The following is a 25,441-nucleotide window of genomic DNA, read 5'->3' on the forward strand; positions in this document are numbered from 1 at the left end:
GCCCCGCAGGGGCGTGGCCATCCAGGGGCCGCTCGCACCGGCCCCTGGATGGCCACGTCGCTTCGCTCCTCGCCATGACGATCAGGGAGCATGGAGCATCACCTTCCCCCGAAGCCGGAATTCATGGCGATGCCGCTGAAGATGTAGCGCTGCAGCAGGATGGTCAGGCACAGGCCCGGAATCATCGAGATCGCGGCGCCGGCCATCAGGTAGTTCCACTGCGTGCCCTGCTGGGTCTGGAACATGGTCAGGCCCAGCGGGATGGTGGCGTGCTCGGTGCCGTTCACGATGATCAGCGGCCACAGGAAGCTGTTCCACTGCGCGGTGAAGGTGAACAGCGCCAAGAGGCCCAGCACCGGCAGCGACATCGGCAGGATGATGCTGACCAGGATGCGCAGGCGGGAGGCGCCGTCGCACAACGCCGCCTCCTCCAGCTCGCGCGGGATGGTCTTGAAGAACTGGCGCAGCATGAAGGTGCCGAAGGAGCTGAAGGCCACCGGCAGGATCAGCGCCTGGAAGGTGTTGACCCAGTCGAGCCTGCTGATCAGCAGGAACAGCGGGATCACCAGCACCACCTGCGGGATCATCAGCGTCGAGAGGTAGGTCAGGAACAGCGTGTCGCGGCCGACGAAGCGCAGCCGGGCGAAGGCATAGGCGGCGAGGCTGGAGACGGTCAGCACGATCACCGTCACGGCGCAGGAGACCATGGCGCTGTTCAGGAAGAAGCGGCCGAACGGCAGGTAGACCCAGGCGTCGAGGAAGTTGCCCCATTGCCATTCGCTGGGCAGCAGGCGCGGCGGCACGGCCAGCACCTCGCCATTCGGTCGGATGGCGTTGGTCAGCATCCAGAAGAACGGGAACAGGAAGGCCAGCGCCACCAGCGCCATGGCGCCTTGCGAGACCAGCGTGCCGGCGGTGACGGGGCGGGAGTCCCTATTCGTCATAGTGCACCCATTTCCGCTGCAGCCGGAACTGGAACGCCGTCAGCGCCATGATGATCACGAACATCACCCAGGCGATCGAGGAGGCGTAGCCCATCCGGTAGGTGGTGAAGCCGTTCTGGTAGATGAAGAAGCCGAGCGTGGCGGTGGCGGCGCCGGGCCCGCCGCGGGTCATGGAATAGACCTGGTCGAACACCTGCAGCGCCGTGATCGCGGTCATCACCGTGCCGAAGAACAGGGTCGGCGAGATCAGCGGCAGCTTGATCCGCCAGAAGCGCTGCCAGGCGCTGGCGCCGTCGATCTGGGCGGCGTCGAGATAGGTCTGCGGGATCGATTCCAGCGCCGCGCCGAACAGCAGCAGATTGTAGCCGAAGCCCGACCACAGCGAGACGATGACGATCGCCTGCATCGCCCAGGCCGGGTCGACCAGGAGGTTCGGGATCGGCAGGCCGAGCGACTGCACCAGCCAGTCCATCAGCCCGCCCGGGGTGAAGATCAGCACCCAGACCAGCGAGGCGCCGATCATCGGGGTGAAGGTCGGCAGGAAGAAGATCAGCCGGAACAGCCGCTTGCCCCAGCGCAGGCTGGAGATCCAGACCGCCATGCCGACCGCCAGAACGATGTTCAGCACCAGGTATTCGGCGGTGTAGAAGACCGTGTTGAGCAGCGCCCGCCCGAAGCTGGGATCGACCGTGAACAGCCGGATGTAGTTGGCGATGCCGACGAATTTCGGCTGGTTCAGCAGCTGCCAGTTGGTGAAGCTGAGCGCCAGCGACGCCAGCAGCGGGAACAAGAGGAAGGCAAGGAAGCCGAGCAGGCTGGGCAGCAGGAACCAGAAGGCCGCCCGCCCCTCCGCCCGGAAGGCGCGGCGGCGCCGGACCATGGGGGTGCCCGCCACCCGCGCCCCGAGATCCTGGGCCCGCACTGTCATTCGGCGGCCAGGCTCTGCACGGTGTCCAGCACCTCGGCCCCGGTCTGCGATCCGCCATAGGCCAGCGGCGCATACTGCTCCAGCAGCTCGTACACCGTGTTCCAGTTGGCGGTGGTGCGGTAGGGCTGGGCGGTCTTCAGCGCGAAGTCGATAGTCTCGCGGGCGTCGGCCACGCCCTGCGCCGCGACATCGTACCAGTAGCCCTGCTGCGCGATCCGGCCGGGGAAGGCGCGGCCCTGCGACGCCAGGTACTGCTCCGCCTCCGGCCCGGTCAGCACCTGGATCGCCTTCCACGCCAGGTCCTTGTGCGGGCCGGCCTTGTTGATGCCGAAGCCCGAGCCGGCGGTGAAGGTGATGCTGCCGGCCTTGCCGGCGGGCAGCGGCGCCAGCCCGACCGGGAAGTTGGAGGATTTGCGGATGTTGATCATCTCCCACGGGCCGGTGACGTACATGGCGACATTGCCGGCCAGGAACCGGCCGCGGGCGATGTCGCCGGAGGGCTGGCCGCTGGCGGCGATCACCGGCGCCACCTTCTCCTTGGTCACCAGGTCGACATAGGACTGGAAGGCGGCCTGCAGCTCGGCGTTGCCGAAGTCCAGCGCGCCGTCCTCGGTCAGGTACTTGGCGCCGTCGGACAGTGCGAATTCCAGCCAGTCGCCGGAGGTGACGGCGAAGCCGTAATTGCCGTCCTGGGTCAGCGCCTTGGCCGCGGCCAGGAAATCCGCCCGGGTCCAGCCGGCCTTGGGCGGCTCGACCTTGTATTTCGCGAACAAATCCCGGTTGTAGTACACGACCAGCGGCCCGAAATCATACGGCAGCGCGTAGAGATGGCCGTCATAGCTGAGGCCTTCGAGGATCGATTTATCGAACTGGCCGAGGTCGAAGCCGTCCTTCACATGCTCGTCCAGCGGCTCGAACAGGGTGGTGAAGCCGGACAGGCGCAGCGACTGGATGCTGACGATGTCCGGCAGCGTGTTCGACGCCGCCAAGGTCGGCAGCTTGGTCCAGTAGTCGCGCCAGGGCGAGGTCTGCAGCTCGACCTTGATGTCGGGGTACTGGGCGTTGACCAGCCCGGCGACATGCTGCCAGGCCGCGGTCTCGGCGTCGGTGCTGCTCCACATATGCCAGGTCAGGGTCACCGGCTCGGCCCGGGCCGGGGCGGCAGACAGCGACAGGGCGGCAGCGGCCACCGAGAGAATGGTCGTCAGCGTCTTCATGGCGATCGTCCTCCTGCTGCGGCCGCCTTCTTCCGGGCGGGCGCTTGTTGGATTGGCAACGAACTCCCCCTCATCCTCCCGCCGCCTTCGGCGTCGGGCCCCTCCCTCTCCCCGAGGAGAGGGGCGGCGCCGGCGGTCGGCCCGCCGCGCCGTCTACAGCTTGGCGTCCTCCTTCAGGAACAGCTCCACCACCGGCACGGTCACATCCGGGCGGCGCACCGGCAGCTCCAGCGTCAGCGCACCTTCAGTCAGCGGCACATGGGTGTTGCCGCCCAGCGCCGGGTTCACCGCCTCCAGCCGCTTTACCTCGCTGGCGTCGTGCAGCAGCTGGGCATAGGCGACCTTGCCGCCGAGCCCGTCGAGATGCAGGTGCCGGAACGGCCAGGCGAAGAGATGGACATAGAGCCGGTCGCCGTTCCGGGTCAGCCGGCAGTCGCGCGGCACCGGGATTCCCTCCCCCGCCGGGCCGCAGCCAGTGATGCTGCGGCCATGCAGCTCCAGCCACCGGCCGTAGACCTCGAGCGCGGCCTTGGCGCGGTCGTCGAAGGTGCCGCGCCCGGTCGGGCCGACATTCATCAGCAGGTTGCCGCCCATGGCGACGTTGTCGACCAGCAGCTGGATCAGCTGCTCCGGGCTTTTCCAGCTGGTCTCGTCGCGGTGATAGCCCCAGGAGCCCGAGAAGGTGTGGCAGGATTCCCAGGTCACCGCCCGGTCCAGCACCCGCGGCGCCTGGCGCGGCAGGAACTGCTCCGGCGTCGTGATGTCGGGCGGCACGCCGAGCACGTCCAGCAGGTCGAGCCGGTTGTTGACCAGCACGTCCGGCTGCAGCTCGCGCACCAGCGCCAGCAGCTTCTCGCTCTCCCAATCCTTGTGGCCCTTGCCCGGCAGGTCGCGGTAAGGCCGGTCCGGGTAGGAGAAGTCGAACCACAGCACGTCGATCCTGCCGTAGCCGGTCAGCAGCTCGCGCACCTGGTCGCGCATATAGGCGGCGTAGCGGCGCATGTCCCGGCCGCGGTTGAGCGCCGCCGCCTCCGGGTGGTTGCGCTGCGGGTGGTGCACGTCGATGGTGAAGTCCGGGTGGTGCCAGTCGATCAGCGAATAGTAGAAGCCGATCTTCAGCCCCTCGGCCCGGAACGCCTCGACGAAGGGCTTGATCAGGTCGCGGCCGCCGGGGGTGTTGGTCGCCTTGTAGTCGGTGACCTTGCTGTCCCACAGGCAGAAGCCCTCATGGTGCTTGGCGGTCAGCACCACGTATTTCATCCCAGCCTGCTTCGCCCGGGCGGCCCAGTCGCGCGGGTCGTAGAGGTCCGGGTCGAAATGCTCGAAATAGGCCTGGTAGGCGTCGTCGCCGATCTCCTCCCGGCTCTTCACCCATTCATGGCGGGCCGGCAGAGCGTAGAGGCCCCAATGGATGAACATGCCGAAGCGGTCCTGGACGAACCAGGCCTTCTTCTCCTCCGGCAGGAAACTGGCGCTCATGGCTGGGCCTCCTGGTCGTTACGCCAGGCGCTGCCGTCGGGGAAGCGATGGGCCTGGAGCGAGGCGGGCTTCATGGCGATCGAATAGCCGGGCGCCGTCGGCACGGCGTAGCAGCCGTCGACGATCCGCACCGGGTCGACGAAATGCTCGTGCAGATGGTCGACATATTCGATGAAGCGGCGGTCCTTGCTGCCGCTGACCGAGACGAAGTCCCACATCGACAGGTGCTGCACGTATTCGCACAGGCCGACGCCGCCGGCATGGGGGCAGACCGGCACGCCGAACTTGGCCGCCATCAGGATGATGGCCAGGTTCTCGTTCACGCCGCCGACCCGGGCCGCGTCGATCTGGCAGAAGCCGAGGGCGGTGGCCTGCAGATACTGCTTGAACATGACCCGGTTGTGGACGTGCTCCCCGGTCGCGACGCGGGTGCCGTAGCGCCGCAGCACCCGGTCGATCGCGGCATGGCCGAGGATGTCGTCGGGGCTGGTCGGCTCCTCCACCCAGAGCGGCTTGAACGGCAGCAGCGCGGTCGACCATTCGATCGCCTGGCCGACATCCCAGACCTGGTTGGCGTCGACCATGAAGGTCAGGTCGTCGCCGATCTCGGCGCGCACCAGGGCGGCGCGGGCCAGATCGGCCGCGCGGTCGGCACCAACCTTGATCTTGAACGCCTTGAAGCCCTGGGCCAGCGCCTCGCGCACCAGGCGGCGAATCTTATCGTCGCTGTAGCCGAGCCAGCCGGCGCTGGTGGTGTAGGCCGGATAGCCCTCGGCCAGCAGCTGCTCGATCCGCGCCGCCTTGCCGGCCTCCTGCTTGCGCAGCAGCTCCGTCGCCTCGGCCAGCGTCAGCGCATCGGTGATATAGCGGAAGTCGATGCAGCGCACCGTCTCCTCGGGCGTCATGTCGGCCAGCAGGCGCCACAGCGGCTTGCCCTCGGCCTTGGCCCAGAGATCCCAGATCGCGTTCAGCATCGCCGCGGTGGCCAGCTGCATCACCCCCTTCTCCGGCCCCAGCCAGCGCAGCTGGCTGTCGCCGGTGAGGTGGCGGTAGGTGGCGCCCATGTCGCGGGTGAACTCGGCCAGGTCGCGGCCCAGCACTGCAGGCTTCAGCGCCTCGATCGCGGCGCAGACGATGTCGTTGCCGCGGCCGATGGTGAAGGTCAGGCCGTGGCCCTCCAGCCCGTCATCGGTCGACAGGATCACAGTGGCCGCGGAGTAGTCGGGGTCGGGATTCATGGCGTCCGACCCGTCCAGCCTTTTCGCGGTCGGGAAGCGGATGTCGAGGACGCTGATCCGATTGATGTTCAAGGGTGTCTCCGTCCCAGGACGGCACGCCATGACGGCGGCCCGAGCGACGTTCCACGACCGCTCTTGCCGGCGGCTGGCCCGCCTTTGGCCGGCGGGTCTTGGCATTAGGGGCCGGGTGCGGCTAGGCTGTCAAGTGGTCAGGCCAGCTCAAATGGGATTTAGAAGAAGATTCTTTTGAGTGCCGGCCGGGCCGATGGCGGGACCTTCGAACGGCAGGGCAGGATGCCCCTACAAGCGGTCGTCAATCGCAAGCTCTACATCCAGATCGCCGAGCAGATCACCGCGGCGATCGAGTCGGGCGAGTTCAGGCCGGGGCAGCAGCTGCCCTCCGAGCGCGACCTGGCGCAGGCGCTGGGCGTCAGCCGCCCGACCGTGCGCGAGGCGCTGATCGCGCTGGAAGTGGCGGGGCTGGTCGAGGTCAAGGTCGGCGTCGGCGCCTTCGTCCGCGCCGCGGGCAAGCCGGGCGCCGCCCTGCCCGAGGCCGACCATTCGGCGCTGGAGATCATGCAGGCCCGGGCGCTAGTGGAGCCGGAGCTGGCGGCGCTGGCGGCCCGGCATATCACCGCGGATGGCCGGGCCGAGCTGGCCGGCATCGTCGACGCCATGCGCGGCCAGACGGCGCGGCGGGAGTGGTCGCAGGAGTCGGACCGGGCGCTGCACCTGCTGATCGCCGAGCATTGCGGCAACCAGGCGCTGCGGGAGATCGCGCTGACCCTGTGGCGCGGTCGCGAGGAGGGGCTGAGCGCCGCCTTCCACCAGCACCTGTCGCGCCGGCCGGCCCTCCTGGACCGGATCATGGCCGACCATGACGGCATCGCCACCGCCATCGCCACGGGCGACCCGGACCGCGCCCGGGCGGCGATGGCCGCGCATCTCGACTATGTGCAGAAGGAGGCGCTGGCGGTCTGGGACTGAGGCCGCTTCGATGCCATTCCTGGATCGATCGATGCCCATTCGGAAATAGAACTGGATCGAACCCGCTCCTACGGTTCCGCCCGAGATCAAGGCTCGCAGAGCCGAACCCCGGGAGGACTCCGATGGCCGTCACCGCTGCCGTCGACCGCGTCGCCAGAAGTCGAATCCGCTATCAGATCCTTCTGATGCTGTTCGCGGTGACGGTGCTGAACTACGCCGACCGCGCCATCATCTCCGTCGCCGGCGCCCCGCTCTCCAAGGAGTTCGGCATCGACCCGGTGGCGATGGGCTACATCTTCTCGGCCTTCAGCTGGTCCTATGTCGCGGCGCAGATCCCGGGCGGCTGGCTGCTCGACCGTTACGAGACCAAGCGGGTCTATGCCATCGGCATCCTGTTCTGGTCGGTCTTCACCTTCCTGCAGGGCTGGGCCGGCTTCTTCGGCGGCGGGGCCGCGGTGGTGCTGCTGTTCGTCTTCCGCCTGCTGGTCGGCGTGGCCGAGGCGCCGTCCTTCCCCGGCAACGCCCGCATCGTCGCCGCCTGGTTCCCGGGCGCCGAGCGCGGCACCGCCTCGGCGATCTTCAACTCGGCCCAGTATTTCGCACCGGTGATCTTCGCGCCGCTGACCAGCTGGATCGTGCAGGAACATGGCTGGCGCTGGGCCTTCTTCGTCATGGGCGTGCTCGGGCTGCTCGTCGTCACCCTGTGGAACCGGACCATCCACGGGCCGAAGGAGCACCCGTCGGTGAACCGGGCGGAGCTCGACCACATCGCCGAGGGCGGCGGCACGATGTCGATCAGCGGCGCCAGGACCGGTGCCGCCGCCGCGCGCTGGAGCGATGTCCGGCAGTTGCTGGGCAACCGCATGCTGCTCGGCGTCTATGTCGCGCAGCACTGCATCAACGTCATCACCTACTTCTTCCTGACCTGGTTCCCGATCTACCTGGTCAAGGACCGCGGCATGACGATCCTGCAGGCCGGCTTCGTCGCCTCGCTGCCCGCCCTCTGCGGCTTCATCGGCGGCGTGCTGGGCGGCGTCATCTCCGACCATCTGTACAAGCGCACCGGGTCGCTGACCCTGGCGCGGAAGCTGCCGATCGTCGCCGGCATGCTGCTGTCGATGGCCATCATCGGCTGCAACTATGTCGACGACCCGGTGCTGGTGGTCGGGCTGATGGCGCTGGCCTTCTTCGGCAAGGGCATCGGCGCGCTGGGCTGGGCCGTCGTCTCCGACACCTCGCCGAAGGAGATCGCGGGGCTCAGCGGCGGGCTGTTCAACATGTTCGGCAACACCGCCGGCATCACCACGCCGATCATCATCGGCTACATCCTGCACGCCACCGGCTCGTTCAACGGCGCGCTGGTCTTCGTCGGCCTCAACGCCGCCGTCGCCATGGCCGCCTATCTCTTCGTCGTCGGCGAGATCAAGAGGGTTGAGCTGAAGCGATGAGGCGGCCGGTCCGGCCCCTCCCCTTTCGCCAACCGCGGCAAACGGGGCAGTATCCGCCCCTGATTGCCGCGGGACGCCCACCGATGTTCGACCTGAACCAGCTGCGCTGCTTCGTCGCCGTCGCCGAGGAGCTGCATTTCGGCCGCGCCGCCGCCCGGCTGAACATGACCCAGCCGCCGCTGAGCCGGCAGGTACAGATCCTGGAGCGCATCCTCGACGTCGCCTTGTTCGAGCGCACCAGCCGATCGGTCCGGCTGACCCCGGCGGGGCAGAGCTTCCTGGCCGAGGCGCGGCGGATCCTGAAGCAGGCGGAGGGCGCGGCCCTGCTGGCCCGCCGCGTCGCCGCCGGCCAGGCCGGGGCGATCGGCATCGGCTTCACCGCCACCTCGGCCTACAGCTTCCTGCCCGACCTGGTCTCCGCCTGCCGCCGGCAACTGCCCGACGTCACCCTGGTGCTGCGCGAGATGGTGTCGGGCGACCAGGTCGAATCCCTCGCTTCCGGCCAGATCGACGCCGGGCTGCTGCGGCCGCCGGTGGTGCAGGCCGGCACCGCCAATTTCCGCGTCGCCGAGGAGCGGCTGATGGCGGCGGTGCCGGCGGACCATCCGCTGGCCGCCGCCCCCCGCCTGTCGCTGCGCGACTTCGCGGCGGCGCCCTTCATCATGTATGCGCCGCATGAGGCGCGGTACTTCCACGACCTGGTGATCGAGCTGTTCGCCCGCTCCGGCCTGCTGCCGGACTATGTCCAGCATCTCAGCCAGATCCACTCGATCCTGGCGCTGGTGCGCTCCGGCCTCGGCCTGTCGATCGTGCCGGAGGCGGCGCTGCAGCTGCAGATCCGCGGCGTGGTGCTGCGGCCGCTGGATCTGTCGACGCCGCGGTCGGCGGAGCTCTACATCGCCTGGCGGCAGGACAACGACAATCCGCTGCTGCCGCTGGTCCTCGACATCGCCCGCGACGTGGCGGAGCAGCACCGCCCGACCGATGCATCAGACGCATCGATCGATCCAGCAATCGAGTTGGAACGGCATCAATCCGATCGCTAGAACGGGACCGACCTTGATTTCGACGTGGGAGAACGAGTGATGGCCAGGATGACCCCGAACGAGATGGCGCAGCGGCTCGGCTCCGGCCTGCTGTCCTTCCCCGTCACCCCCTTCGATCGCGACAACGCCTTCGATGCGGAGCGTTACCGCTCCAACCTCGACTGGCTGTGCGGCTATGACGTGGCCGGGCTGTTCGCCGCCGGCGGCACCGGGGAGTTCTTCTCGCTGGCCCCGTCCGAGGTCGAGACCGTGGTCCGGACCGCGGTCGAGGAGACCCGCGGCCGGGTGCCGGTGCTCGCCGGCGCCGGCTACGGCACCGAGATCGCGAAGCAGATGGCGGCCGCGGCGGAGCGCGCCGGCGCCGACGGCATCCTGCTGCTGCCGCCCTATCTGGTGCATTCCGAGCAGGACGGGCTGGCGGCCCATGTCGAGGCGGTCTGTGCCGCCACCAAGCTGGGCGTCATCGTCTACAACCGCGACAATGCGATCATCACCGAGGACACGCTGGCCGGGTTGTGCGAGCGCTGCCCGAACCTGGTCGGCTACAAGGACGGCATCGGCGACATCGAGCTGATGACGCGGGTCCATCTGCGGATGGGCGACCGGCTGACCTATATCGGCGGGCTGCCGACGGCCGAGACCTACGCCCTGCCCTATCTGGAGATGGGCGTGACCACCTATTCCTCCGCCGTGTTCAACTTCGTGCCGGAGTTCGCGACCAGGTTCTACGCCGCGGTGCGGCGCCGGGACCGCGAGACGGTGCAGGCGGGGCTGCGCGACTTCATCCTGCCGCTGCTGGCGATCCGCAACCGCCGCAAGGGCTATGCGGTCTCGATCATCAAGGCCGGGATGAAGGTGATCGGCCGGGATTCCGGCCCCGTGCGGGCGCCGCTGCACGATCTGACCGAGGCCGAGACCGAGCAGCTGGCGGCCCTGGTGCAGGGCCTGGCGCGGAGCAGCTTCGCCGCCGCGGCGTAACGGGAGAGCGACGATGCCGGAGCCAGGAACGCCGGACACACCCCGCACCATCCGGCTGCACGAGGCCGACAACGTCGCCATCGTGGTCAACTCCTTCGGCCTGCCGGAGGGCACGCGCCTTCCGGACGGCCCGACGCTCAGGCAGTTCGTGCCGCAGGGCCACAAGCTGGCGCTGGCCGACATCGCCGAGGGCGCCGAGATCCGGCGCTATGGCGAGGTGATCGGCCGCGCCGCCCGGCCGCTCGCCGCCGGCGACTGGGTCGAGGAGGCGGCGGTGCTGGTCCCCGCCGCGCCGGATCTCGACCGGCTGGAGCTCGCCACCCGGCCGGCCACGCCGCTGCCACCGCTCGAGGGCTACAGCTTCGAGGGTTTCCGCAACCCGGACGGGTCGGTCGGCACCAAGAACGTGCTGGCGATCAGCACCAGCGTGCAATGCGTGGCCGGGACGCTGGACTTCGCGGTGAAGCGGATCAAGGAGCAGTTGCTGCCCCGCTTCCCCCATGTCGACGACGTGGTGGCGCTGAACCACAGCTACGGTTGTGGCGTGGCGATCAACGCGCCGGAGGCGGTGGTGCCGATCCGCACCCTTCAAAATCTGGCGCTGAACCCGAATTTCGGCGGCGAGGTGATGATCGTCGGCCTGGGCTGCGAGAAGCTGCAGCCCGAGCGGCTGATGCCGGACGGCATGCCCCCGGGCATCGTCCGGCTCCAGGAAGAAGCAGGCTTCGGCGCCATGGTCGATTCGATCCTGGCCATGGCCGAGGCACGGCTGGAGGCGCTGAACCGGCGCCGGCGCGAGACCTGCCCGGCCTCCGACCTCGTGGTCGGGGTGCAGTGCGGCGGCAGCGACGCCTTCTCCGGCGTCACCGCCAACCCGGCGGTGGGTTTCGCCGCCGACCTGCTGGTGCGCGCCGGCGCCACGGTGATGTTCTCCGAGGTCACCGAGGTGCGCGACGCCATCCACCTGCTGACGCCGCGGGCGGTGACCGAGGAGGTCGGCCGCGCCTTGATCCGCGAGATGGCCTGGTACGATTCCTATCTCGCTCGCGGCGAGGCCGACCGCAGCGCCAACCCGTCGCCCGGCAACAAGAAGGGCGGCTTGGCCAATGTCGTCGAGAAGGCGCTGGGCTCGGTCGTCAAGTCGGGGTCGAGCCCGATCGTCGACGTGCTGTCCCCCGGCGAGCGGGTCCGCAAGAAAGGGCTGGTCTTCGCCGCCACGCCCGCGAGCGACTTCGTCTGCGGCACGCTGCAGCTGGCCTCCGGCATGACGCTGCAGGTCTTCACCACCGGCCGCGGCACGCCCTACGGCCTGGCGGCGGCGCCGGTGATCAAGATGTCGACCCGCACCGACCTGGCCCAGCGCTGGTCCGATCTGATCGACCTGGACGCCGGCCGCATCGCCAGCGGCGAGGCGACGATCGAACAGGTCGGCTGGGACCTGTTCCGCCTGATCCTCGACGTCGCCAGCGGCCGCACCAAGCCCTGGTCCGACCGCTGGGGCCTGTTCAACGCGCTGACCCTGTTCAACCCGGCGCCGGTGACCTGACCGGCGGCGGGGTCAGGCCGGCTCCGCCGTCATGCCGCCGCCCAGGAACATCTCGCCGATCCGCGGGTCGGCCAGGATCGCCTCGGCCCGGTCCTGCAGCCGGGTGCGGCCGAGCTCCAGCACCAGCCCGTAATCCGAGATCTGCAGCGCGCTGCGGGCGTTCTGCTCGACCATCAGCACCGACACGCCGCGGTCGCGCAGGCCGGTCAGGATGGCGAAGGTCTCCTGCACCATCAGCGGCGACAGCCCGATCGACGGCTCGTCGATCAGGATCAGCTTCGGGTCCAGGAGCAGGGCGCGGGCGATCTCCAACAGCTTCTGCTCGCCGCCCGACAGGGTCGAGGCCTGGCGGTCGGCCTTGCGGCGCAGCATCGGGAAGCGGTCCATCGCCGCCGCGATCCGCGCCGGCAGGTCGGCGATGCCCTGCGCCGCCACGCCGCCGAGCTCGAGATTGTGGCGGACGCTGAGCTCCGGGAAGATGTTGCGGCCCTGGGGCACGTAGCACAGGCCCAGCCCCAGCAGCCGCCGCGGCGTCGCGTTGGTGATGTCGACGCCGTCGAAGACGACGCGGCCGGAGCGGGCGGGCAGCAGGCCGAACACGGTCTTGAACACGGTCGACTTGCCGGCCCCGTTCGGCCCGATCACGGTGGTGATCGCGCCGCGCGCCACCTTGAAGCTGGTGCCGTTCAGGATGGTCATGCGGCCGTAGCCGGCGACCACCTCCTGCAGCTCCAGGATCGGCGCGTCAGTGTCCAAGATAGGCCTCGATCACCTCGGGGTTGGCGCGGATTTCCGCCGGCGTGCCCTGGGCGATGATGCGGCCCTCGGCCAGGACCAGGATCCGGCTGCACAGCGACATCACGAATTCCATGTTGTGCTCGATCACCACGAAGGTCGCCCCCTCCTCCCGGTTCATCGCCGCCAGCCGGTCCTTCAGCCCGGCCAGCATGGTCGGGTTGACGCCGCCGGCCGGCTCGTCCAGCAGGGTCAGGCGCGGCCCGGCCATGAAGGCCATGGCGGCATCCAGCAGCTTCTGCTGGCCGTAGCTGAGGCCGCCGGCCTTGGCGTCGGCCAAGTGCTGCAGCCGGAAGAAGGCGATCATCCGGTCCGCCGCGGCGCCCAGCCCGGCGTCGCGCCGGCCGAACAGGCGGGACAGCATCGACCCCTGATGCTCCTGCCCCGCCAGGATCAGGTTCTCGCGCACCGAGAGCTGCGGGAAGATCTGCAGCAGCTGGAAGGTGCGGCTGACCCCCATGCGGTTGAGGTCGCAGGGGCGCGAGCCCGTGACCGCCCGGCCGTCGATCCGGACCTCGCCAGCGCTAGGCTTCAACTGGCCCAGGATGCAGTTGAACAGGGTCGACTTGCCGCTGCCGTTGGGCCCGATGATGCCGAGGATCTCGCCCGGATGCACCGCGAAGGACACGCCGTCGACCGCGGCGATGCCGCCGAAGCTGCGGCGCAGGCCGCTGACCTCCAGCACCGGGCTCATCGCGCCGCCTCCCCGGCCGGGGCCGGATTGCGCCGGATCGAATGCAGCAGCCGGTCGGCCAGGCCCAGCAGCCCGGTCGGGCAGGCCGCCATCAGCGCCATCACCAGCAGGGCATAGAGGATCAGGTAATAGCCTTCGGTGAAGCGCAGCCATTCCGGCAGCAGCACCGCCACCAGCGCGCCGAGGAACGGCCCGAAGAAGAAGCCGGCGCCGCCGACCACCACCATCAGCAGCAGGTTCAGCGACAGGCCGAGGCCGAAGGGCGTCGGGTCGACGAACTGCACCAGCGGCGCGTAGAGCGCACCGGCGAAGCCGCCGAGGGCCGAGCCGAGGGCGAAGGCGATCAGCGTATAGCGCCGGGTGTCGACGCCGAGCGACAGCGCCCGCACCGGGTTCTCGCGCAGCGCCACGAAGGCCCGGCCCCAGGGCGAGCGCAGGATCCACCACAGCCCGGCCGCCACCAGCAGCAGCATGCCGAGGCAGAAATGATAGAAGGCGGTGGCCTTCCCGGTCGTCCAGCCCAGCACCACCGGCCGCGGGATGCCGCTGATGCCGGTGATGCCGCCGGTCAGCCACTCCTCGTTGCGGAACACCAGATAGGCCAGGGTGGTGAAGGCCAAGGTGACGAAGGCCAGGTAGTGGTGCTGCACCCGCAGCGCCGGATAGCCGAGGATCCAGCCGATGACGAAGCTGATCGCGCCTGCGGCCAGGAAGGCGACGCCGAAGGGCCAGCCCTGGGTGGTCAGGATCGCCGCAGTGTAGGCGCCGATGCCGACGAAGGCGGCCTGCGCCATCGACACCTGGCCGGCATAGCCGAGGGTCAGGTTCAGCCCCATCGCGGCGATGGTCATCACCAGCCAGGTGCTGATCAGATAGATGCCGTAGGATTTGAGGCCGAAGGGCAAGGCGGCGAGGCCGGCGACGGCCAGGACCAGCGCGAGGCCGGCGAGGATACGGCGCCGGGTCATACCGTCCGCTCCTCGGCCCGGCCCAGCAGGCCCTGCGGCCGGAACAGGATCACCGCGATCAGCAGCAGCAGCGGCACGGCGGCGCGGTACTGGGCCGAGACATAGGCGGCCATCAGGTTGTCGATCACGCCCAGCAGCAGCCCGCCGGCGATGGCGCCGCGGATCTGGTTGAAGCCGCCGACGATGGCGGCGATGAAGGCGGCCAGGCCCAGCGTCTCGCCGTTCGAGAACTTGGCCAGGTAGATCGGGCTGACCAGCAGCGAGGCCAGCGTCACCAGGCCGGCGTTGATCAGGAACGTGTAGAGGATCATGCGCTCGACCGGGATGCCGAGGATCCGCGCCACGGTCGGGTTCTGCGCCGTGGCCTGCATGCAGCGGCCGGTTCGGGTGCGGTTGAGGAACAGCTGCAGCACCACCACCGCCACCACGGCGACCGCGATCACGGCGAGGTCCTGCAGCGACAGGGTGACGCCGCCGAGCGACACGTCGCCGGCCGGCACCAGCGCCGGGAAGGGCTGGGCCTCGGCGCTGTAGAACTCCTTCACCGATTCCTTCAGGAAGACGCCGAAGGCGATGGTGGCGATCACCAGCGGCAGCACGCCGTGGCGCAGCATCGGGTCGACCAGCAGGCGCTTGAACAGCACGCCGAGGATGATCAGCGCCAGCACCGCGCCGATGCCCACCGCCGGCCAGAACGGCAGCTCGCCGAAGCGCATCGCCGCCAGGATGAGGAAGGCCGGCAGCATCACGAACTCGCCCTGGGCGAAGTTGATGGTCTGCGAGGTCTGCCACAGCAGGGTGAAGCCGATGGCGACGAGGGCGTAGATCGCGCCCGTCGCCAGGCCGGAGGCGAGAAGCTGCAGGACATTCGCCATGGAGGATCCTCAAGGGCCCCGGCCCGCCGCGCCGGGCGGGCCGGATGCGTGCGGTCAGTGGCCGAGCTTCGGCAGGGTCTTGACGATCACCTGCCGGCCGTTCTCGACCTCGGCCAGGAAGCTGACGCGGTCGACATCGCCATTCGCATCCCAGGTGGTGTCGATCAGGATCCCCGGCTCGTCCTGGGTGGTGATGGTCAGCCCGTGCAGCGTCTCGGCCAGCGCCACGCTGTCGACCTTGCCGATCTTCTGGGTGGCGTAGCGCACGGCGTAGACCGCCAGGTAGGCCTTGATGGCGTTGTGGTCCGGCAGGTAGCCGTAGCGCGCCTGGAAGCGGTCGCGGAAGGCGCGGATGGTATCGAAGGGCGCGTCGGCCGACAGCCCGACATGGCCGCGGACGCCGTTGGCCGCATCGCCCGCCAGGTCGATCACCTTCTGGTTCAGGAGCGTGGTCTCGCCGATCAGCGGGATGGCGATCGCCTGCTTGTGCGCCTCGCGCAGGAAGCGCGCGCTCTCCTCCTCATTGGTGTAGACGATGGCGGCGTCGGCGCCGGACGATTTCAGCTTGACCACATCGGCGGCGAAATCGGCCTGGCCGGATTCGGTCGACAGGTCGGCCACCACCTCGATGCCATGCGCCTTCATCTGCTCCAGGATGGCGTCGTGGCCGCCCTTGCCGAAATCGTTGTTCACCCAGACCACGGCGACCTTCTTCGCCTTCAGGTCGTCGGCCAGGTAGTTCGCCAGCTTCGGCATCGCCGCCGCCTGGCTGATCGAGGTGCGGAAGATGTAGGGGTTGCCGGACTGGGTCAGCTCAGTCGCCTCGGCACCGGTGAATTGCGGCACCTCCGCCTGCTGCGCCAGCATCATGTTGACCTTGACCGAGCCGGAGAAGATCGGCCCGAAGATCACATAGGGCTCCTCGTCCAGCGCCTTCTGCACCTGGGCGCGGGAGACGCCGGGATTGGTCTGGGTGTCGTAATGCGAGACCTCCAGCGGCCGGCCCAGGATGCCGCCCTTCTGGTTGATCTCCTCCACCGCCATCTCGATCGCGTTCTTCCAGTTGGTGCCGACCGTGGCGCCCGCGCCGGACAGCTCGATCACATCGGCGATGCGGATCGGGTCCTCGGCCCGTGCCGGCCCGGCCAGGGCCAATGCCAGGGCAATGCCCATGCCGAAGGCGTTTCGCAATCCCATCCCGTCTTCCCTCCCCTGCCAGCCTGTTGTTCTGGGTCGATCCCGGCCGACTAGCACAAGGACTGTCGGGCGACGAGGGGCATGACGTCAATGATCGGACAAAAAGCGGCGAACGGCCCGGTCAGCCGATCACGCGGCAGGACTCGCGCACCGCCAGCTGTGGCGCGAACACCGCTCGCACCGGCCCGGCGGGCGGGGCACCGTCCAGGCGCGCCAGCAGGCATTCCACCGCCCGCTCGCCCATCTCCCGCACCGGCTGCACCACCGCGGTCAGCCCCGGCGAGAAGGCCGTGCTCCACTCGAAATCGCCGATGCCGGCGACCGAGACATCCTTCGGGCAGCGGAAGCCCTGCTCGGCGACCGCCCGCATCACCCCGATCGTGGTCAGGTTACTGGTCGAGAAGATCGCCGTCGGGCGCGGCCGGCGGTGCAGCAGCGCCGCCGTGGCATCCTTCGCCGTCTCGATCTGGAAGTCGCCGCAGACGGCGAGATCCTCGTCGAAGACGATGCCGGCCTCGTCCAGCGCCTCGCGATAGCCGTCGAAGCGGTCGGTCGCGGTCGAGATCCCCGGCCGGCCGGTGATGACGCCGATGCGGCGATGGCCGCTGCGGATCATGTACTCCACCGCCATCCGCGCCGCCGCCCGGTCGTCGAGCATCACCGAATCGAACTCGGCCAGCCCGCGCAGCGTGCGGTCGACCAGCACCGCCGGCACGGTGACCAGGCGGCGGATCGCCTCGGCATTGCCGGGCTCCACCCCGCTCAGCACCAGCACCAGCCCGTCGGCGCGCTGGGTGCGCATCAGCTGCAGGTGCCGCAGCTCCTTCTCCGGATCGTCGGCGGAGGCGCACAGCACCAGGGCATAGCCGGCGGCGTCGCAGGCCCGTTCGATCGCCGCGGCCAGCGCGGCGAAGAGCGGGTTGGTCAGGTCCGGGATGATCAGGCCGATGGTGCGGGTGCGGCCGGTCTTCAGGCTGCGCGCCACCCCGTCCGGGGCGTAGCCCAGCTCCTCGATCGCCGCCAGCACCCGCTGGCGCAGCGCGGCGCTGACCGGCGCCGTCCGGTTGACCACCGCGGAGACCGAGCCGATCGACACCCCGGCCCGGTTCGCCACGTCCCGCAATGTCGCCATGGTCCCCGAAGCCGTTGCCAAGTCGCGAATCGGATGATAGCTTTTCTGAAACGTTTCAAACAAGCAGATAGCGGCCGAATTCCGGGACATCGGACGGCCGCGCCTGGCTGCGGTTTCGCCGGGATTGCCGAATCGGCTGAAAGGTTTCGATTCGGCAGGCGCGGCTGGCGCCGCATCACGACGCGACACAAGGGGAGGACCGTCATGACCCGCCGCAACGACACCGGACACCCGATCGGCCGCCGCGCCGTCCTGGCCGCCGGCACCGCGCTGGCCGGCGCCGGCCTGCTGCCGATGCCCACTCTCTCGCGCCGCGCCCGGGCGGCGGAGGGGCCGCTTAAGTTCTGGCAGTTCTACGCCCCCGGCGGCGCCGTCCCCGGCCAGGTGCAGTGGTTCCAGGACATGGTCAAGGGCTGGAACGACAGCCAGGAGACCAAGGTCGAGCTGGAATACATCCCGACCTCGCAATACATCAACGGCACCAAGCTGCAGACCGCCTTCGCCGCCGGCGAGGGGCCGGACATCTTCCTGATCAGCCCCGGCGATTTCCTGCGCTACCACAATGGCGGCGCGCTCTTGGACCTCGCCCCCTATGTCGCGGCCGAGGCCCGCGCCGACTATTACGACACCGCCATCGCCACCCGGCTGGTCAAGGACGGCCTGTTCGGCCTGCCGATGGAGGTCGAGCCGATGGCGATCTACTACAGCGTCAAGGCGTTCAAGGAGGCCGGCCTGGGCGAGGCCGACATCCCGAAGACCTGGGACCAGCTTCTCGAAGTCGCCAAGAAGCTGACCAACGACCGGCGCTTCGGCATCCTGTTCGAGACCAATCCCGGCTACTATCAGAACTTCACCTGGTACCCGTTCCTGTGGCAGGGCGGCGGCGAGATCGTCGGGAAGGACGGCAAGAGCGGCTTCAACTCCGACGCCACGAAGGCCGCGCTGAAGTTCTGGCAGGACGCGGTGCAGCAGGGCGTAGCCCCGCGCAAGCCGCTGGGCTACGGCGCCAACGACATCGCCGCCAATCTCGGCTCCGGCTTCTGCGCCATGCAGAATGTCGGCATCTGGGGCATCAGCGCCCTGCGCAACGCCGACCCGAACCTCGAATACGGCGTGTTCAAGCTGCCGGTGCCGCAGGGCGGGCAGGACCGCACCGTGGCCGGCGGCTGGGCCTTCGTCGCCAATGCCAATGGCCGCAACACCGAGGCGGCGGGCAAGTTCTGCGCCTGGGCGCTGGGGTCGATGGACCCGGGCTCGGTGCAGCGCGTCGCCGACTGGTGCACCAAGGCCAAGAGCGACATGCCGCCAAGGAAGTCGGCCTTCGCCGAGGCCACGGCCGCCCAGGCCTATGGCAGCGGCGCGATGAAGACCTTCGCCGAGCAGGTGTTCCCCACCGCCCGCGGCGAGCCGCGGGTGCCGCCCCAGGTCTACAAGGCGATCTCCGACGCCATCCAGGCCTGCCAGCTGAACGGCGAGGACCCGGGCAAGCGGGCCGAGATGGCGGCGCAGCAGATCGACAGCTTCCTGTCCGGCTATGACGGCGCGCCGATCCTATGAGGGCGGCGATGCATGGCGCTTCGGGTCACGTCCTTAGTCCCCCCTCCCCTCGCGGGAGGGGGCTAGGGGGAGGGGGTTCCCTCGGCCTGCGCCGGCGCTGGCGCGCAGACGGCAGTGATCGCGGAAGCGATTTTAACCATTCGCGCGCGGACGCGCGCAGCCCCCTCCCCCTACCCCCCTCCCACAAGGGGAGGGGGGACTCAGACGGGGTGCCGACGGCATGAGCACCGCTTCACCGACGGCAGTTCCCTTGGCCACCGTGAGCAAGCCCCGCCGCCTGTCCGCCCGGCACCGGGAATGGATCGCCGGATATCTCTTCGTCCTGCCCGACGCGCTGGGCCTGCTGGTCTTCGTCGGCGGGCCGATGCTGCTGTCGCTCAGCCTCGGCTTCTTCGGCGTCACCGGCTTCGGCGGCTACCGCTTCGTCGGCCTGGCCAATTACCGCCGCATGCTGGCCGACCCGCTGTTCCTGGAGAGCCTGAAGGTCACCCTGCTCTATGTCGTGCTGCTGGTGCCCAGCCTCTACGTCACCGGCCTCGGCCTGGCCCTGCTGGTGCACCGGCGCAGCCGCTTCTCCGGCCTGTTCCGGACGCTGTTCTTCCTGCCGCACATGGTCAGCCTGGTGGTGGTCGGGCTGATCTGGCAGGTGCTGCTGATCGACAAGATCGGCGTGGTCAGCCGGGTCTCGGCCGCGATCGGCCTCGGCGGACTGTCCTGGCTCGGCGACCCGAGCCTGGCGCTGTACGCCATCGTCGGCGTCAGCGTCTGGTTCCTGATGGGCTACTACATGCTGATCTTCCTGTCCGGGCTGCAGGACATCCCGCGCGAATATCTCGACGCGGCGCGGATCGACGGCGCCGGGCCGGTCGCGTCCTTCCGCCACATCATCCTGCCCCTCCTCCGCCCCACCAGCTTCTTCGTGCTGCTGGTGTCGACCGTCACGGCGGTGGCCGGGGCCCAGACCTTCGACCTGGTCTATGTCATGACCAAGGGCGGGCCGGCCAATTCGACCTCGCTGGCGATCTATTACATCTACGAGCAGGCCTTCCAGTTCGGCGAATACGGCTATGCCGCCGCCATGGCCTCGGTGCTGGTGATCATCCTGCTGGCCTTCACCGTCCTGCTGTTCCGGGTCACGCGCGGCGGGCGCTTCGACTATGACTGACGCCGCCCTCTCCCCCACCCGAGCCTTTCGCCCGGCGGGCACGGTCTGGTTCCTGGCTTCGGCCCTCGCCGCCCTCACGGCCGTCGCGCCGCTGCTGTGGATGCTGTCGATCGCCTTCAAGGGGCCGGACGAGATCTTCGACCCCGGGCTGATCCCGGCGCGGCCGACGCTGGACAACTTCCTCTACGTCTTCACCGAGGTCGATTTCCTGCGCTTCCTCCTGAACACGCTGCTGGTGGCCGGGTCGGTGACGGTGATCGCCCTCCTGTTCCACTCCATGGCCGGCTATGCCCTGGCGCGGCTGCGCTTCCCGGGGCGCGAGGCGATCTTCCTCGGCATGTTCGCGACCTTCCTGATCTCGCTGCCGGTGATCATCGTCCCGCTGTTCATCCTGGTGCGGCAGCTGGGGCTGGTGAACTCCTATGGCGGGCTGATCATCCCGGCGATCTTCAACGCCTTCGGCATATTCCTGCTGCGCCAGTTCTACCTGAACGTGCCGCGCGAGCTGGAGGAGGCGGCGTTCATCGACGGCGCCGGCTACTGGCGGGTGTATTGGAGCATCGTGCTGCCCCTGTCGCGGCCGATCCTGGCCGCCCTGGCGATCTTCTTCTTCCTGGCCAACTGGAACGCCTTCCTGTGGCCGCTGACCATCACCACGGACGAGAGGCTGTGGGTGGTGCAGGTCGCGGTCGCCAGCTTCCAGGCCCAGTACTCTGCCTCCTGGAACTATATCATGGCCGCCTCCACCGTGGTGGCGCTGCCGACCCTGCTGCTGTTCGTCCTGTTCCAGCGGCAGATCATCGAATCGATCAAGACCGGCGGCCTCAAGTAGCCGCGCGCACGAGAGGACACACCATGCAGAGCAATGCCGGATTGTCGCCGCTGCGCGGCCTGGCCAAGCTGCGCCAGGCCCGCACCCGGCGCTTCTCCAGCTGGGACCGCACCGGCGGCAATGACGACCGGCTGCACATCGCCCCGGGCGAGACGGTGACGATCGCCGAGGCGTCAGGCGCCGGCGTGGTCACCCATATCTGGGTCACGGTCAACTGCGCCAGCCGCCACGCGCTGCGCAAGATCGTGCTGCGCGCCTGGTGGGACGGCGAGGCCGAGCCCAGCGTCGAATGCCCGCTGGGCGACTTCTTCGGCATGGGCCATGGCCAGACCCGCAACTTCGCCAGCCTGCCGCTGCAGATGAGCCCGCAGGACGGCAAGGCGCTGAACTGTTATTTCCCGATGCCCTTCGCGGCCGGCATGCGCTTCGCCGTGACCAACGAGGCCGAGCACGAGCTGCTGTTCTACTACTACATCGACCTGGAGCTGCACGATGCGCTGGAGGACGGCCTCGGCCGCTTCCACGCCCAGTGGCGCCGGGCCGCGCCGCAGCCCTTCGACGAGGCCGGGCTGACCAATGAGGAGGTGCTGTTCGGCGGCGTCACCACCGACTCCGCGAAGAACCACACCATCCTCGACGCCGCCGGGCACGGCCATTATGTCGGCTGCCTGCTGAGCGTCTATTCGCTGCGCCGGTCACGGAACTGGGACTGGTATGGCGAGGGCGACGACATGATCTTCGTCGACGGCGAGCCCGGGATCTCGGTGCCCGATGCCGGCCGCAAGCGGCAGATCGCGGCCGAGGCGCCGCAGCCGGTGATCGCCGACCGGCCCGAGAGCGCGCCCGGCGCCAATGACGCCTGGCCGCCGACCCTGCACGGCACCGGCACCGAGGATTACTTCAACACCGCCTGGTGCCCGAACCAGGAGTATTCCGCGCCCTATCACGGCATCATCGCCGGCGGCGGCCCGAACTGGCAGGAGCCGGTGACGCTCTACCGCTTCCACATCGAGGACCCGGTGGTGTTCAAGCGGTCGATCCGCATCACCATCGAGCGCGGCCACGCCAACCGCCGCGACGACGAGGTGTCCAGCACCGCCTTCTGGTACCAGGCCGAGCCGCACAAGCCCTTCCCGCCCCTGCCCGCCGCCAAGGACCGGTTGCCGAGCTTCCGCGCGCCGTTCGAGGAGCGCGGCTGAGGTCTCGCCACGCCACTGCCAACCACGTCATGGCGAGGAGGCGAAGCCGACGTGGCCATCCAGGGGCCGGTGCGAGCGGCCCTGGATGGCCACGCCCCTGCGGGGCTCGCCATGACGGTGAGGGTGTATCGAGGGCCGACCTCAGCCCTTCAGCCCAGTATGCGCCAACCCCTCGATGAACTGGCGCTGGGCGATGACGAAAACGATCAGCACCGGCAGCGCGGTCAGCGTCACCGCCGCCAGCTGGACGTTCCACATCGGGCCGCCATAGGCGTCCACATACTGGGTCAGCGCCTGCGGCAGGGTGAACTTGTCGGTCGAGGACAGGTAGACGATCGGCTCGAGATACAGGTTCCAGCTGTGCAGGAAAGTGAAGATGGCGACGGCGCCCAGCGCCGGGCGGGCCAGTGGCAGGGCGATGCGCCAGAACAGCCCGAACCGGCCGAGCCCGTCGATCCGCCCCGCCTCCTCCAGCTCCGGCGGCAGGGTGATGAAGAACTGGCGCATGATGAAGGTCGCCAGCACGCAGGGCGCGCCGAGGATCGGCACCAGGATCAGCGGCCAGTGGGTGTTGACCAAGCCGAGCCCCAGGAAGAAGCGGAACAGCGGCACGATCGTCACCTCGCTGGGCACCAGCAGCGCCAGCAGCACCACCATGAACACCAGGTTCTGGCCCGGGAAGCGGATCCGGGCGAAGGCGTAGCCGGCCAGCGAGGCCACCGCCATCGTGCCGATCGTCACCACTGCGGCGATGTACAGGCTGTTCCAATACTGCAGGGCGAAGGGCTGCAGCGCGAACACCTGGGCATAGGCGTCGAGGTCGAGGCTGCGCGGCAGCAAAGCCGGCGGAAACGCGAAGATCTCCTGCACCGGCTTGAAGGAGGAGGTGACCATCCACCAGGTCGGGAAGACGAAGGGGATGGCCAGCACGCACATCAGCCCGTAGATCGCCAGCCGCGCGCGGGGGGTGAGCTCAGCTTTCATGGAACACCCAGCGCCGGCGCAGCTGCCACTGCGCGAAGGTCAGCACCGCGACGATGGCGAACAGCAGCACGGCGAGCGCCGAGCCATAGCCGAAGGCGTGGAACTGGAAGGCCTGCTGGTAGAGGTAATAGACCAGCACGGTGGTCGAGATCCCCGGCCCGCCCTGGGTCAGCACCGCGATCTGGGCGAAGACCTGCAGCGACCCGACGATGGTGATGATCGAGGTCAGGAGGATGGTCGGGCTGATCAGCGGCAGGGTGATGCGGCGGAACTGGGCGAAGCGGCCGGCGCCCTCGATCCGCGCCGCCTCGTACAAGTCGCGCGGCACGGTCTGCAGCGCCGCCAGGAACAGCACCATGTTCAGCCCGACATTCTTGAACACCTGGACCACGATCACCGACAGCATCGCCGTGGCCTCGCCGCGCAGCCAGTTGGGCCCGGTGACGCCGAAGACCGCCAGGATGCCGTTGATGCCGCCATCCTTCTGCAACAGGAAGCCCCAGACGATGGTCCAGGCCACCAGCGACACCACGACAGGCGAGAAGAACAGCGCCCGGAACACCGTCATGCCGTGCAGCCGCTGGTTCAGCAGCACCGCCAGCAGCAGCGCCAGGCTGAGATTCAGCACCACCAGCCCGGCCGAGAACAGGGCGGTGGCGCCGAGCACGCCCGGCAGATCCGGGTCCTCCAGCAGCGCCCGGTAGTTGCCGTCGCCGACATAGTCGAAGCTGCCGGCCAGGACATTCCATTCGTGCAGGCTGTACCAGCCGACCAGCGCCAGCGGCATCAGCACGAACAGCGCGACACCCAGCAGCTGCGGCGCGACGAAGAGATAGCCGGCCAGGGCGTCGCGGCGGCGCAGCGTCCAGAACGGCGCCCGCGGGGCGGCGGCCTCCACGGTGTCGGCGGGGCCGGCCGTCATGGTGGAGGTCCGCGCCATCGTCAGCGCGCCAGCAGCGGCCGGATCCGGCCGCACACCGCCTTCAGCGCCGCGTCGATATCGGCGTCGGGCTGCCACAGCGCATCCAGCCCGGCCCGCACCACCTGGGCGATCTGGGCATTGCCGGTGTGGCTGGGCTTCACCGCCCCGATCTCGATGCCGCGCACCACCACCGCCTGGATCTGCGCCGGCTTCAGCATCGGGTTGGCCTTGGCCAGCAGGTCGACGACGAGCTGGCTCTTGCGCGGCGGCGGGAAGAACTGCGCCAGCCTGGCCGAATTCTCCGGATTTGTCAGGAAGGCCAGGAAGGACGCCGCGGCCTGCGCGTTGGCCCCGGCCTTGAACACGCCGATGCCGGCCTGGCCGATCACGGCATATTCGCCGGCCGGCCCCTTGGGCAGCGGCACCAGGTCCCAGGCGAAGGCGCCGTCCTTCAGCAGGGCCGCGCGGCTGATCTGGGTGATGGTCATGGCGGCGTCGCCGGCGAAGAAATCGGCCGGCGCGCCCGGGCCGGGCATGGCCTGGTCGGTGAACACCGCCTTGTGCAGGAAGCGCATCGCTTCCGCCATCGCCGGCTGGTCGAAGCCGCAGGCCTTGCCGTCGGCGCTCCAGGGTGCCGCGCCCCAGCCGTTCCACACGGTGGCCAGGTTGTCCCACAGCTTGTAGTCGAAATCGCGCACCACCAGCCCGGCCTTGCCGGTCTTGGCATGGACCGCGGCGGCATCGGCGACGGCGTTGTCCCAGCTCCACTCCCCGGCCGCGATCCGCTCCGCCGGCGGCTTCACCCCCGCCTGCTTCATCAGGTCGAGATTGACGAAGACGCCGAAGGGCGAGGTCGAGAGCGGATAGGCGTAGAGCGCGTCGTCGCGGCGCCACAGCGCGGTGGCGCTGGGCAGGAGGTCGTCATAGCCGTAGCCCGGCGTCGCCCGCAGCACATCCTGCAGCGGCAGCAGCACGCCGGAGGAGACGAAATCCGGCGCCGAATTCTCGAAGATCCAGGCCAGGTCCGGGGCGTTGCCGCCGGCGATCTGGGTGGTCAGCGCCGTGGTGTAGCCGTCGAAGGGCAGCGTCTCGAAGGTGATCGACGCCACCTCCGGATGGGCCTTGCGGTAGGCGGCGGCGATGCCGTCCAGCAGTTGCAGATGGGCCTTGTTGCCTGTCCAGACCGTCATACGGAGGGCGACGCCCTCCGCACGGGCTGGGCCGCCGAGGGCCGCGGCGGCCAGCAGGCCGGCCGCGGCGGCGGCAAAGATGCGGCGTCCGAGCATCATGGCATCCTCCCCTGTTGTTTG

Annotated in this window: 23 protein-coding genes; 9 read left to right on the plus strand and 14 right to left on the minus strand. The window is 69.1% G+C overall.

Going from position 1 to position 25,441, the window contains the following annotated elements:
* Positions 1 to 98: 98 nt before the first annotated feature.
* The 5 genes from BWR60_RS03470 to BWR60_RS03490 form a co-directional block, all read right to left on the minus strand.
* Positions 99 to 944 (minus strand): carbohydrate ABC transporter permease, encoded by an 846-nt coding sequence (locus BWR60_RS03470; protein WP_088149616.1) that lies wholly within the window; start codon positions 942 to 944, stop codon positions 99 to 101.
* The gene (locus BWR60_RS03475; protein ID WP_179221616.1) at positions 934 to 1,872 is read right to left on the minus strand and encodes a carbohydrate ABC transporter permease; all 939 of its coding nucleotides are present in this window, start codon (positions 1,870 to 1,872) and stop codon (positions 934 to 936) included. The genes BWR60_RS03470 and BWR60_RS03475 overlap by 11 nt, the downstream gene beginning before the upstream one ends.
* Positions 1,869 to 3,089: an ABC transporter substrate-binding protein gene (locus BWR60_RS03480; protein ID WP_088149618.1), complete on the minus strand. Its 1,221-nt coding sequence runs from the start codon at positions 3,087 to 3,089 to the stop codon at positions 1,869 to 1,871. The genes BWR60_RS03475 and BWR60_RS03480 overlap by 4 nt, the downstream gene beginning before the upstream one ends.
* Positions 3,090 to 3,242: 153 nt before the next feature.
* Positions 3,243 to 4,568 carry an alpha-L-fucosidase gene (locus BWR60_RS03485; RefSeq protein ID WP_088149619.1) on the minus strand — a complete coding sequence of 442 codons (1,326 nt, stop codon included), beginning with the start codon at positions 4,566 to 4,568 and terminating at the stop codon, positions 3,243 to 3,245.
* Complete coding sequence (locus BWR60_RS03490) at positions 4,565 to 5,878, minus strand: L-fuconate dehydratase (RefSeq protein WP_230982937.1); 1,314 nt, start codon at positions 5,876 to 5,878, stop codon at positions 4,565 to 4,567. Before BWR60_RS03490 ends, BWR60_RS03485 begins: the two co-directional genes overlap by 4 nt.
* Positions 5,879 to 6,100: 222 nt before the next feature.
* Between BWR60_RS03490 and BWR60_RS03495 the strand changes: the two genes are divergently transcribed.
* From BWR60_RS03495 to garD, 5 genes are all read left to right on the plus strand, one after another.
* On the plus strand, positions 6,101 to 6,793 hold the full coding sequence (locus BWR60_RS03495) for a FadR/GntR family transcriptional regulator (RefSeq protein WP_144445515.1): 693 nt from the start codon (positions 6,101 to 6,103) through the stop codon (positions 6,791 to 6,793).
* Positions 6,794 to 6,915: 122 nt separating this feature from the next.
* Positions 6,916 to 8,241: an MFS transporter gene (locus BWR60_RS03500; RefSeq protein WP_088149622.1), complete on the plus strand. Its 1,326-nt coding sequence runs from the start codon at positions 6,916 to 6,918 to the stop codon at positions 8,239 to 8,241.
* An 83-nt stretch (positions 8,242 to 8,324) separates the two neighbouring features.
* Entirely contained in the window at positions 8,325 to 9,287 is a 963-nt protein-coding gene (locus tag BWR60_RS03505) for a LysR substrate-binding domain-containing protein (protein WP_088149623.1), read from the plus strand.
* 39 nt (positions 9,288 to 9,326) lie between these two features.
* A complete protein-coding gene (gene kdgD / locus BWR60_RS03510) occupies positions 9,327 to 10,265 on the plus strand; it encodes a 5-dehydro-4-deoxyglucarate dehydratase (RefSeq protein WP_088149624.1) in 939 nt (312 codons plus the stop codon).
* A gap of 13 nt (positions 10,266 to 10,278) precedes the next feature.
* The gene (gene garD, locus BWR60_RS03515) at positions 10,279 to 11,811 is read left to right on the plus strand and encodes a galactarate dehydratase (protein WP_088149625.1); all 1,533 of its coding nucleotides are present in this window, start codon (positions 10,279 to 10,281) and stop codon (positions 11,809 to 11,811) included.
* A 12-nt stretch (positions 11,812 to 11,823) separates the two neighbouring features.
* Here garD and BWR60_RS03520 read toward each other — a convergent pair whose 3' ends face one another.
* From BWR60_RS03520 to BWR60_RS03545, 6 genes are all read right to left on the minus strand, one after another.
* Positions 11,824 to 12,567 (minus strand): ABC transporter ATP-binding protein, encoded by a 744-nt coding sequence (locus BWR60_RS03520; RefSeq protein WP_218823330.1) that lies wholly within the window; start codon positions 12,565 to 12,567, stop codon positions 11,824 to 11,826.
* Positions 12,557 to 13,300, minus strand: a complete 744-nt coding sequence (locus BWR60_RS03525; RefSeq protein ID WP_088149626.1) for an ABC transporter ATP-binding protein — start codon at positions 13,298 to 13,300, stop codon at positions 12,557 to 12,559. Before BWR60_RS03525 ends, BWR60_RS03520 begins: the two co-directional genes overlap by 11 nt.
* Positions 13,297 to 14,268, minus strand: a complete 972-nt coding sequence (locus tag BWR60_RS03530; protein WP_088149627.1) for a branched-chain amino acid ABC transporter permease — start codon at positions 14,266 to 14,268, stop codon at positions 13,297 to 13,299. Before BWR60_RS03530 ends, BWR60_RS03525 begins: the two co-directional genes overlap by 4 nt.
* Positions 14,265 to 15,143 (minus strand): branched-chain amino acid ABC transporter permease, encoded by an 879-nt coding sequence (locus tag BWR60_RS03535; RefSeq protein WP_088149628.1) that lies wholly within the window; start codon positions 15,141 to 15,143, stop codon positions 14,265 to 14,267. Before BWR60_RS03535 ends, BWR60_RS03530 begins: the two co-directional genes overlap by 4 nt.
* Positions 15,144 to 15,197: 54 nt before the next feature.
* Entirely contained in the window at positions 15,198 to 16,340 is a 1,143-nt protein-coding gene (locus tag BWR60_RS03540; RefSeq protein WP_088149629.1) for an ABC transporter substrate-binding protein, read from the minus strand.
* Between the two features lie 121 nt (positions 16,341 to 16,461).
* The gene (locus BWR60_RS03545; RefSeq protein WP_179221617.1) at positions 16,462 to 17,472 is read right to left on the minus strand and encodes a LacI family DNA-binding transcriptional regulator; all 1,011 of its coding nucleotides are present in this window, start codon (positions 17,470 to 17,472) and stop codon (positions 16,462 to 16,464) included.
* Between the two features lie 204 nt (positions 17,473 to 17,676).
* On the opposite strand from BWR60_RS03545, the gene BWR60_RS03550 reads away from it, so the two are divergent.
* From BWR60_RS03550 to BWR60_RS03565, 4 genes are all read left to right on the plus strand, one after another.
* Complete coding sequence (locus BWR60_RS03550) at positions 17,677 to 19,029, plus strand: ABC transporter substrate-binding protein (RefSeq protein WP_088149631.1); 1,353 nt, start codon at positions 17,677 to 17,679, stop codon at positions 19,027 to 19,029.
* Between the two features lie 259 nt (positions 19,030 to 19,288).
* Entirely contained in the window at positions 19,289 to 20,194 is a 906-nt protein-coding gene (locus BWR60_RS03555) for a carbohydrate ABC transporter permease (RefSeq protein ID WP_230982939.1), read from the plus strand.
* Positions 20,187 to 21,026, plus strand: coding sequence for a carbohydrate ABC transporter permease (locus BWR60_RS03560; RefSeq protein WP_088149633.1), 840 nt, complete (start codon positions 20,187 to 20,189; stop codon positions 21,024 to 21,026). Before BWR60_RS03555 ends, BWR60_RS03560 begins: the two co-directional genes overlap by 8 nt.
* 23 nt (positions 21,027 to 21,049) lie before the next feature.
* Positions 21,050 to 22,225, plus strand: a complete 1,176-nt coding sequence (locus tag BWR60_RS03565; protein ID WP_088149634.1) for a glycoside hydrolase family 172 protein — start codon at positions 21,050 to 21,052, stop codon at positions 22,223 to 22,225.
* A 141-nt stretch (positions 22,226 to 22,366) separates the two neighbouring features.
* Here BWR60_RS03565 and BWR60_RS03570 read toward each other — a convergent pair whose 3' ends face one another.
* The 3 genes from BWR60_RS03570 to BWR60_RS03580 are packed head-to-tail and all read right to left on the minus strand — an operon-like array spanning position 22,367 to position 25,420.
* Positions 22,367 to 23,209, minus strand: coding sequence for a carbohydrate ABC transporter permease (locus tag BWR60_RS03570; RefSeq protein ID WP_088149635.1), 843 nt, complete (start codon positions 23,207 to 23,209; stop codon positions 22,367 to 22,369).
* Complete coding sequence (locus BWR60_RS03575) at positions 23,199 to 24,131, minus strand: carbohydrate ABC transporter permease (protein WP_088149761.1); 933 nt, start codon at positions 24,129 to 24,131, stop codon at positions 23,199 to 23,201. The genes BWR60_RS03570 and BWR60_RS03575 overlap by 11 nt, the downstream gene beginning before the upstream one ends.
* 20 nt (positions 24,132 to 24,151) lie before the next feature.
* Positions 24,152 to 25,420: an ABC transporter substrate-binding protein gene (locus BWR60_RS03580; RefSeq protein ID WP_088149636.1), complete on the minus strand. Its 1,269-nt coding sequence runs from the start codon at positions 25,418 to 25,420 to the stop codon at positions 24,152 to 24,154.
* Between the last annotated feature and the right edge of the window lie 21 nt (positions 25,421 to 25,441).

It is taken from the genome of Inquilinus limosus, from assembly GCF_002195995.1.
In the GTDB taxonomy this organism is placed as follows: Bacteria; Pseudomonadota; Alphaproteobacteria; order DSM-16000; family Inquilinaceae; genus Inquilinus; species Inquilinus limosus_C.

Coding starts and splice junctions, on each gene's coding strand:
- BWR60_RS03470 (WP_088149616.1), bottom strand. CDS start 944: ATGACGAATAGGGACTCCCGCCCCGTCACCGCCGGCACGCTGGTCTCG.
- BWR60_RS03475 (WP_179221616.1), bottom strand. CDS start 1,872: ATGACAGTGCGGGCCCAGGATCTCGGGGCGCGGGTGGCGGGCACCCCC.
- BWR60_RS03480 (WP_088149618.1), bottom strand. CDS start 3,089: ATGAAGACGCTGACGACCATTCTCTCGGTGGCCGCTGCCGCCCTGTCG.
- BWR60_RS03485 (WP_088149619.1), bottom strand. CDS start 4,568: ATGAGCGCCAGTTTCCTGCCGGAGGAGAAGAAGGCCTGGTTCGTCCAG.
- BWR60_RS03495 (WP_144445515.1), top strand. CDS start 6,101: ATGCCCCTACAAGCGGTCGTCAATCGCAAGCTCTACATCCAGATCGCC.
- BWR60_RS03500 (WP_088149622.1), top strand. CDS start 6,916: ATGGCCGTCACCGCTGCCGTCGACCGCGTCGCCAGAAGTCGAATCCGC.
- BWR60_RS03505 (WP_088149623.1), top strand. CDS start 8,325: ATGTTCGACCTGAACCAGCTGCGCTGCTTCGTCGCCGTCGCCGAGGAG.
- kdgD (WP_088149624.1), top strand. CDS start 9,327: ATGGCCAGGATGACCCCGAACGAGATGGCGCAGCGGCTCGGCTCCGGC.
- garD (WP_088149625.1), top strand. CDS start 10,279: ATGCCGGAGCCAGGAACGCCGGACACACCCCGCACCATCCGGCTGCAC.
- BWR60_RS03525 (WP_088149626.1), bottom strand. CDS start 13,300: ATGAGCCCGGTGCTGGAGGTCAGCGGCCTGCGCCGCAGCTTCGGCGGC.
- BWR60_RS03530 (WP_088149627.1), bottom strand. CDS start 14,268: ATGACCCGGCGCCGTATCCTCGCCGGCCTCGCGCTGGTCCTGGCCGTC.
- BWR60_RS03535 (WP_088149628.1), bottom strand. CDS start 15,143: ATGGCGAATGTCCTGCAGCTTCTCGCCTCCGGCCTGGCGACGGGCGCG.
- BWR60_RS03540 (WP_088149629.1), bottom strand. CDS start 16,340: ATGGGATTGCGAAACGCCTTCGGCATGGGCATTGCCCTGGCATTGGCC.
- BWR60_RS03545 (WP_179221617.1), bottom strand. CDS start 17,472: ATGGCGACATTGCGGGACGTGGCGAACCGGGCCGGGGTGTCGATCGGC.
- BWR60_RS03550 (WP_088149631.1), top strand. CDS start 17,677: ATGACCCGCCGCAACGACACCGGACACCCGATCGGCCGCCGCGCCGTC.
- BWR60_RS03560 (WP_088149633.1), top strand. CDS start 20,187: ATGACTGACGCCGCCCTCTCCCCCACCCGAGCCTTTCGCCCGGCGGGC.
- BWR60_RS03565 (WP_088149634.1), top strand. CDS start 21,050: ATGCAGAGCAATGCCGGATTGTCGCCGCTGCGCGGCCTGGCCAAGCTG.
- BWR60_RS03570 (WP_088149635.1), bottom strand. CDS start 23,209: ATGAAAGCTGAGCTCACCCCCCGCGCGCGGCTGGCGATCTACGGGCTG.
- BWR60_RS03575 (WP_088149761.1), bottom strand. CDS start 24,131: ATGACGGCCGGCCCCGCCGACACCGTGGAGGCCGCCGCCCCGCGGGCG.
- BWR60_RS03580 (WP_088149636.1), bottom strand. CDS start 25,420: ATGATGCTCGGACGCCGCATCTTTGCCGCCGCCGCGGCCGGCCTGCTG.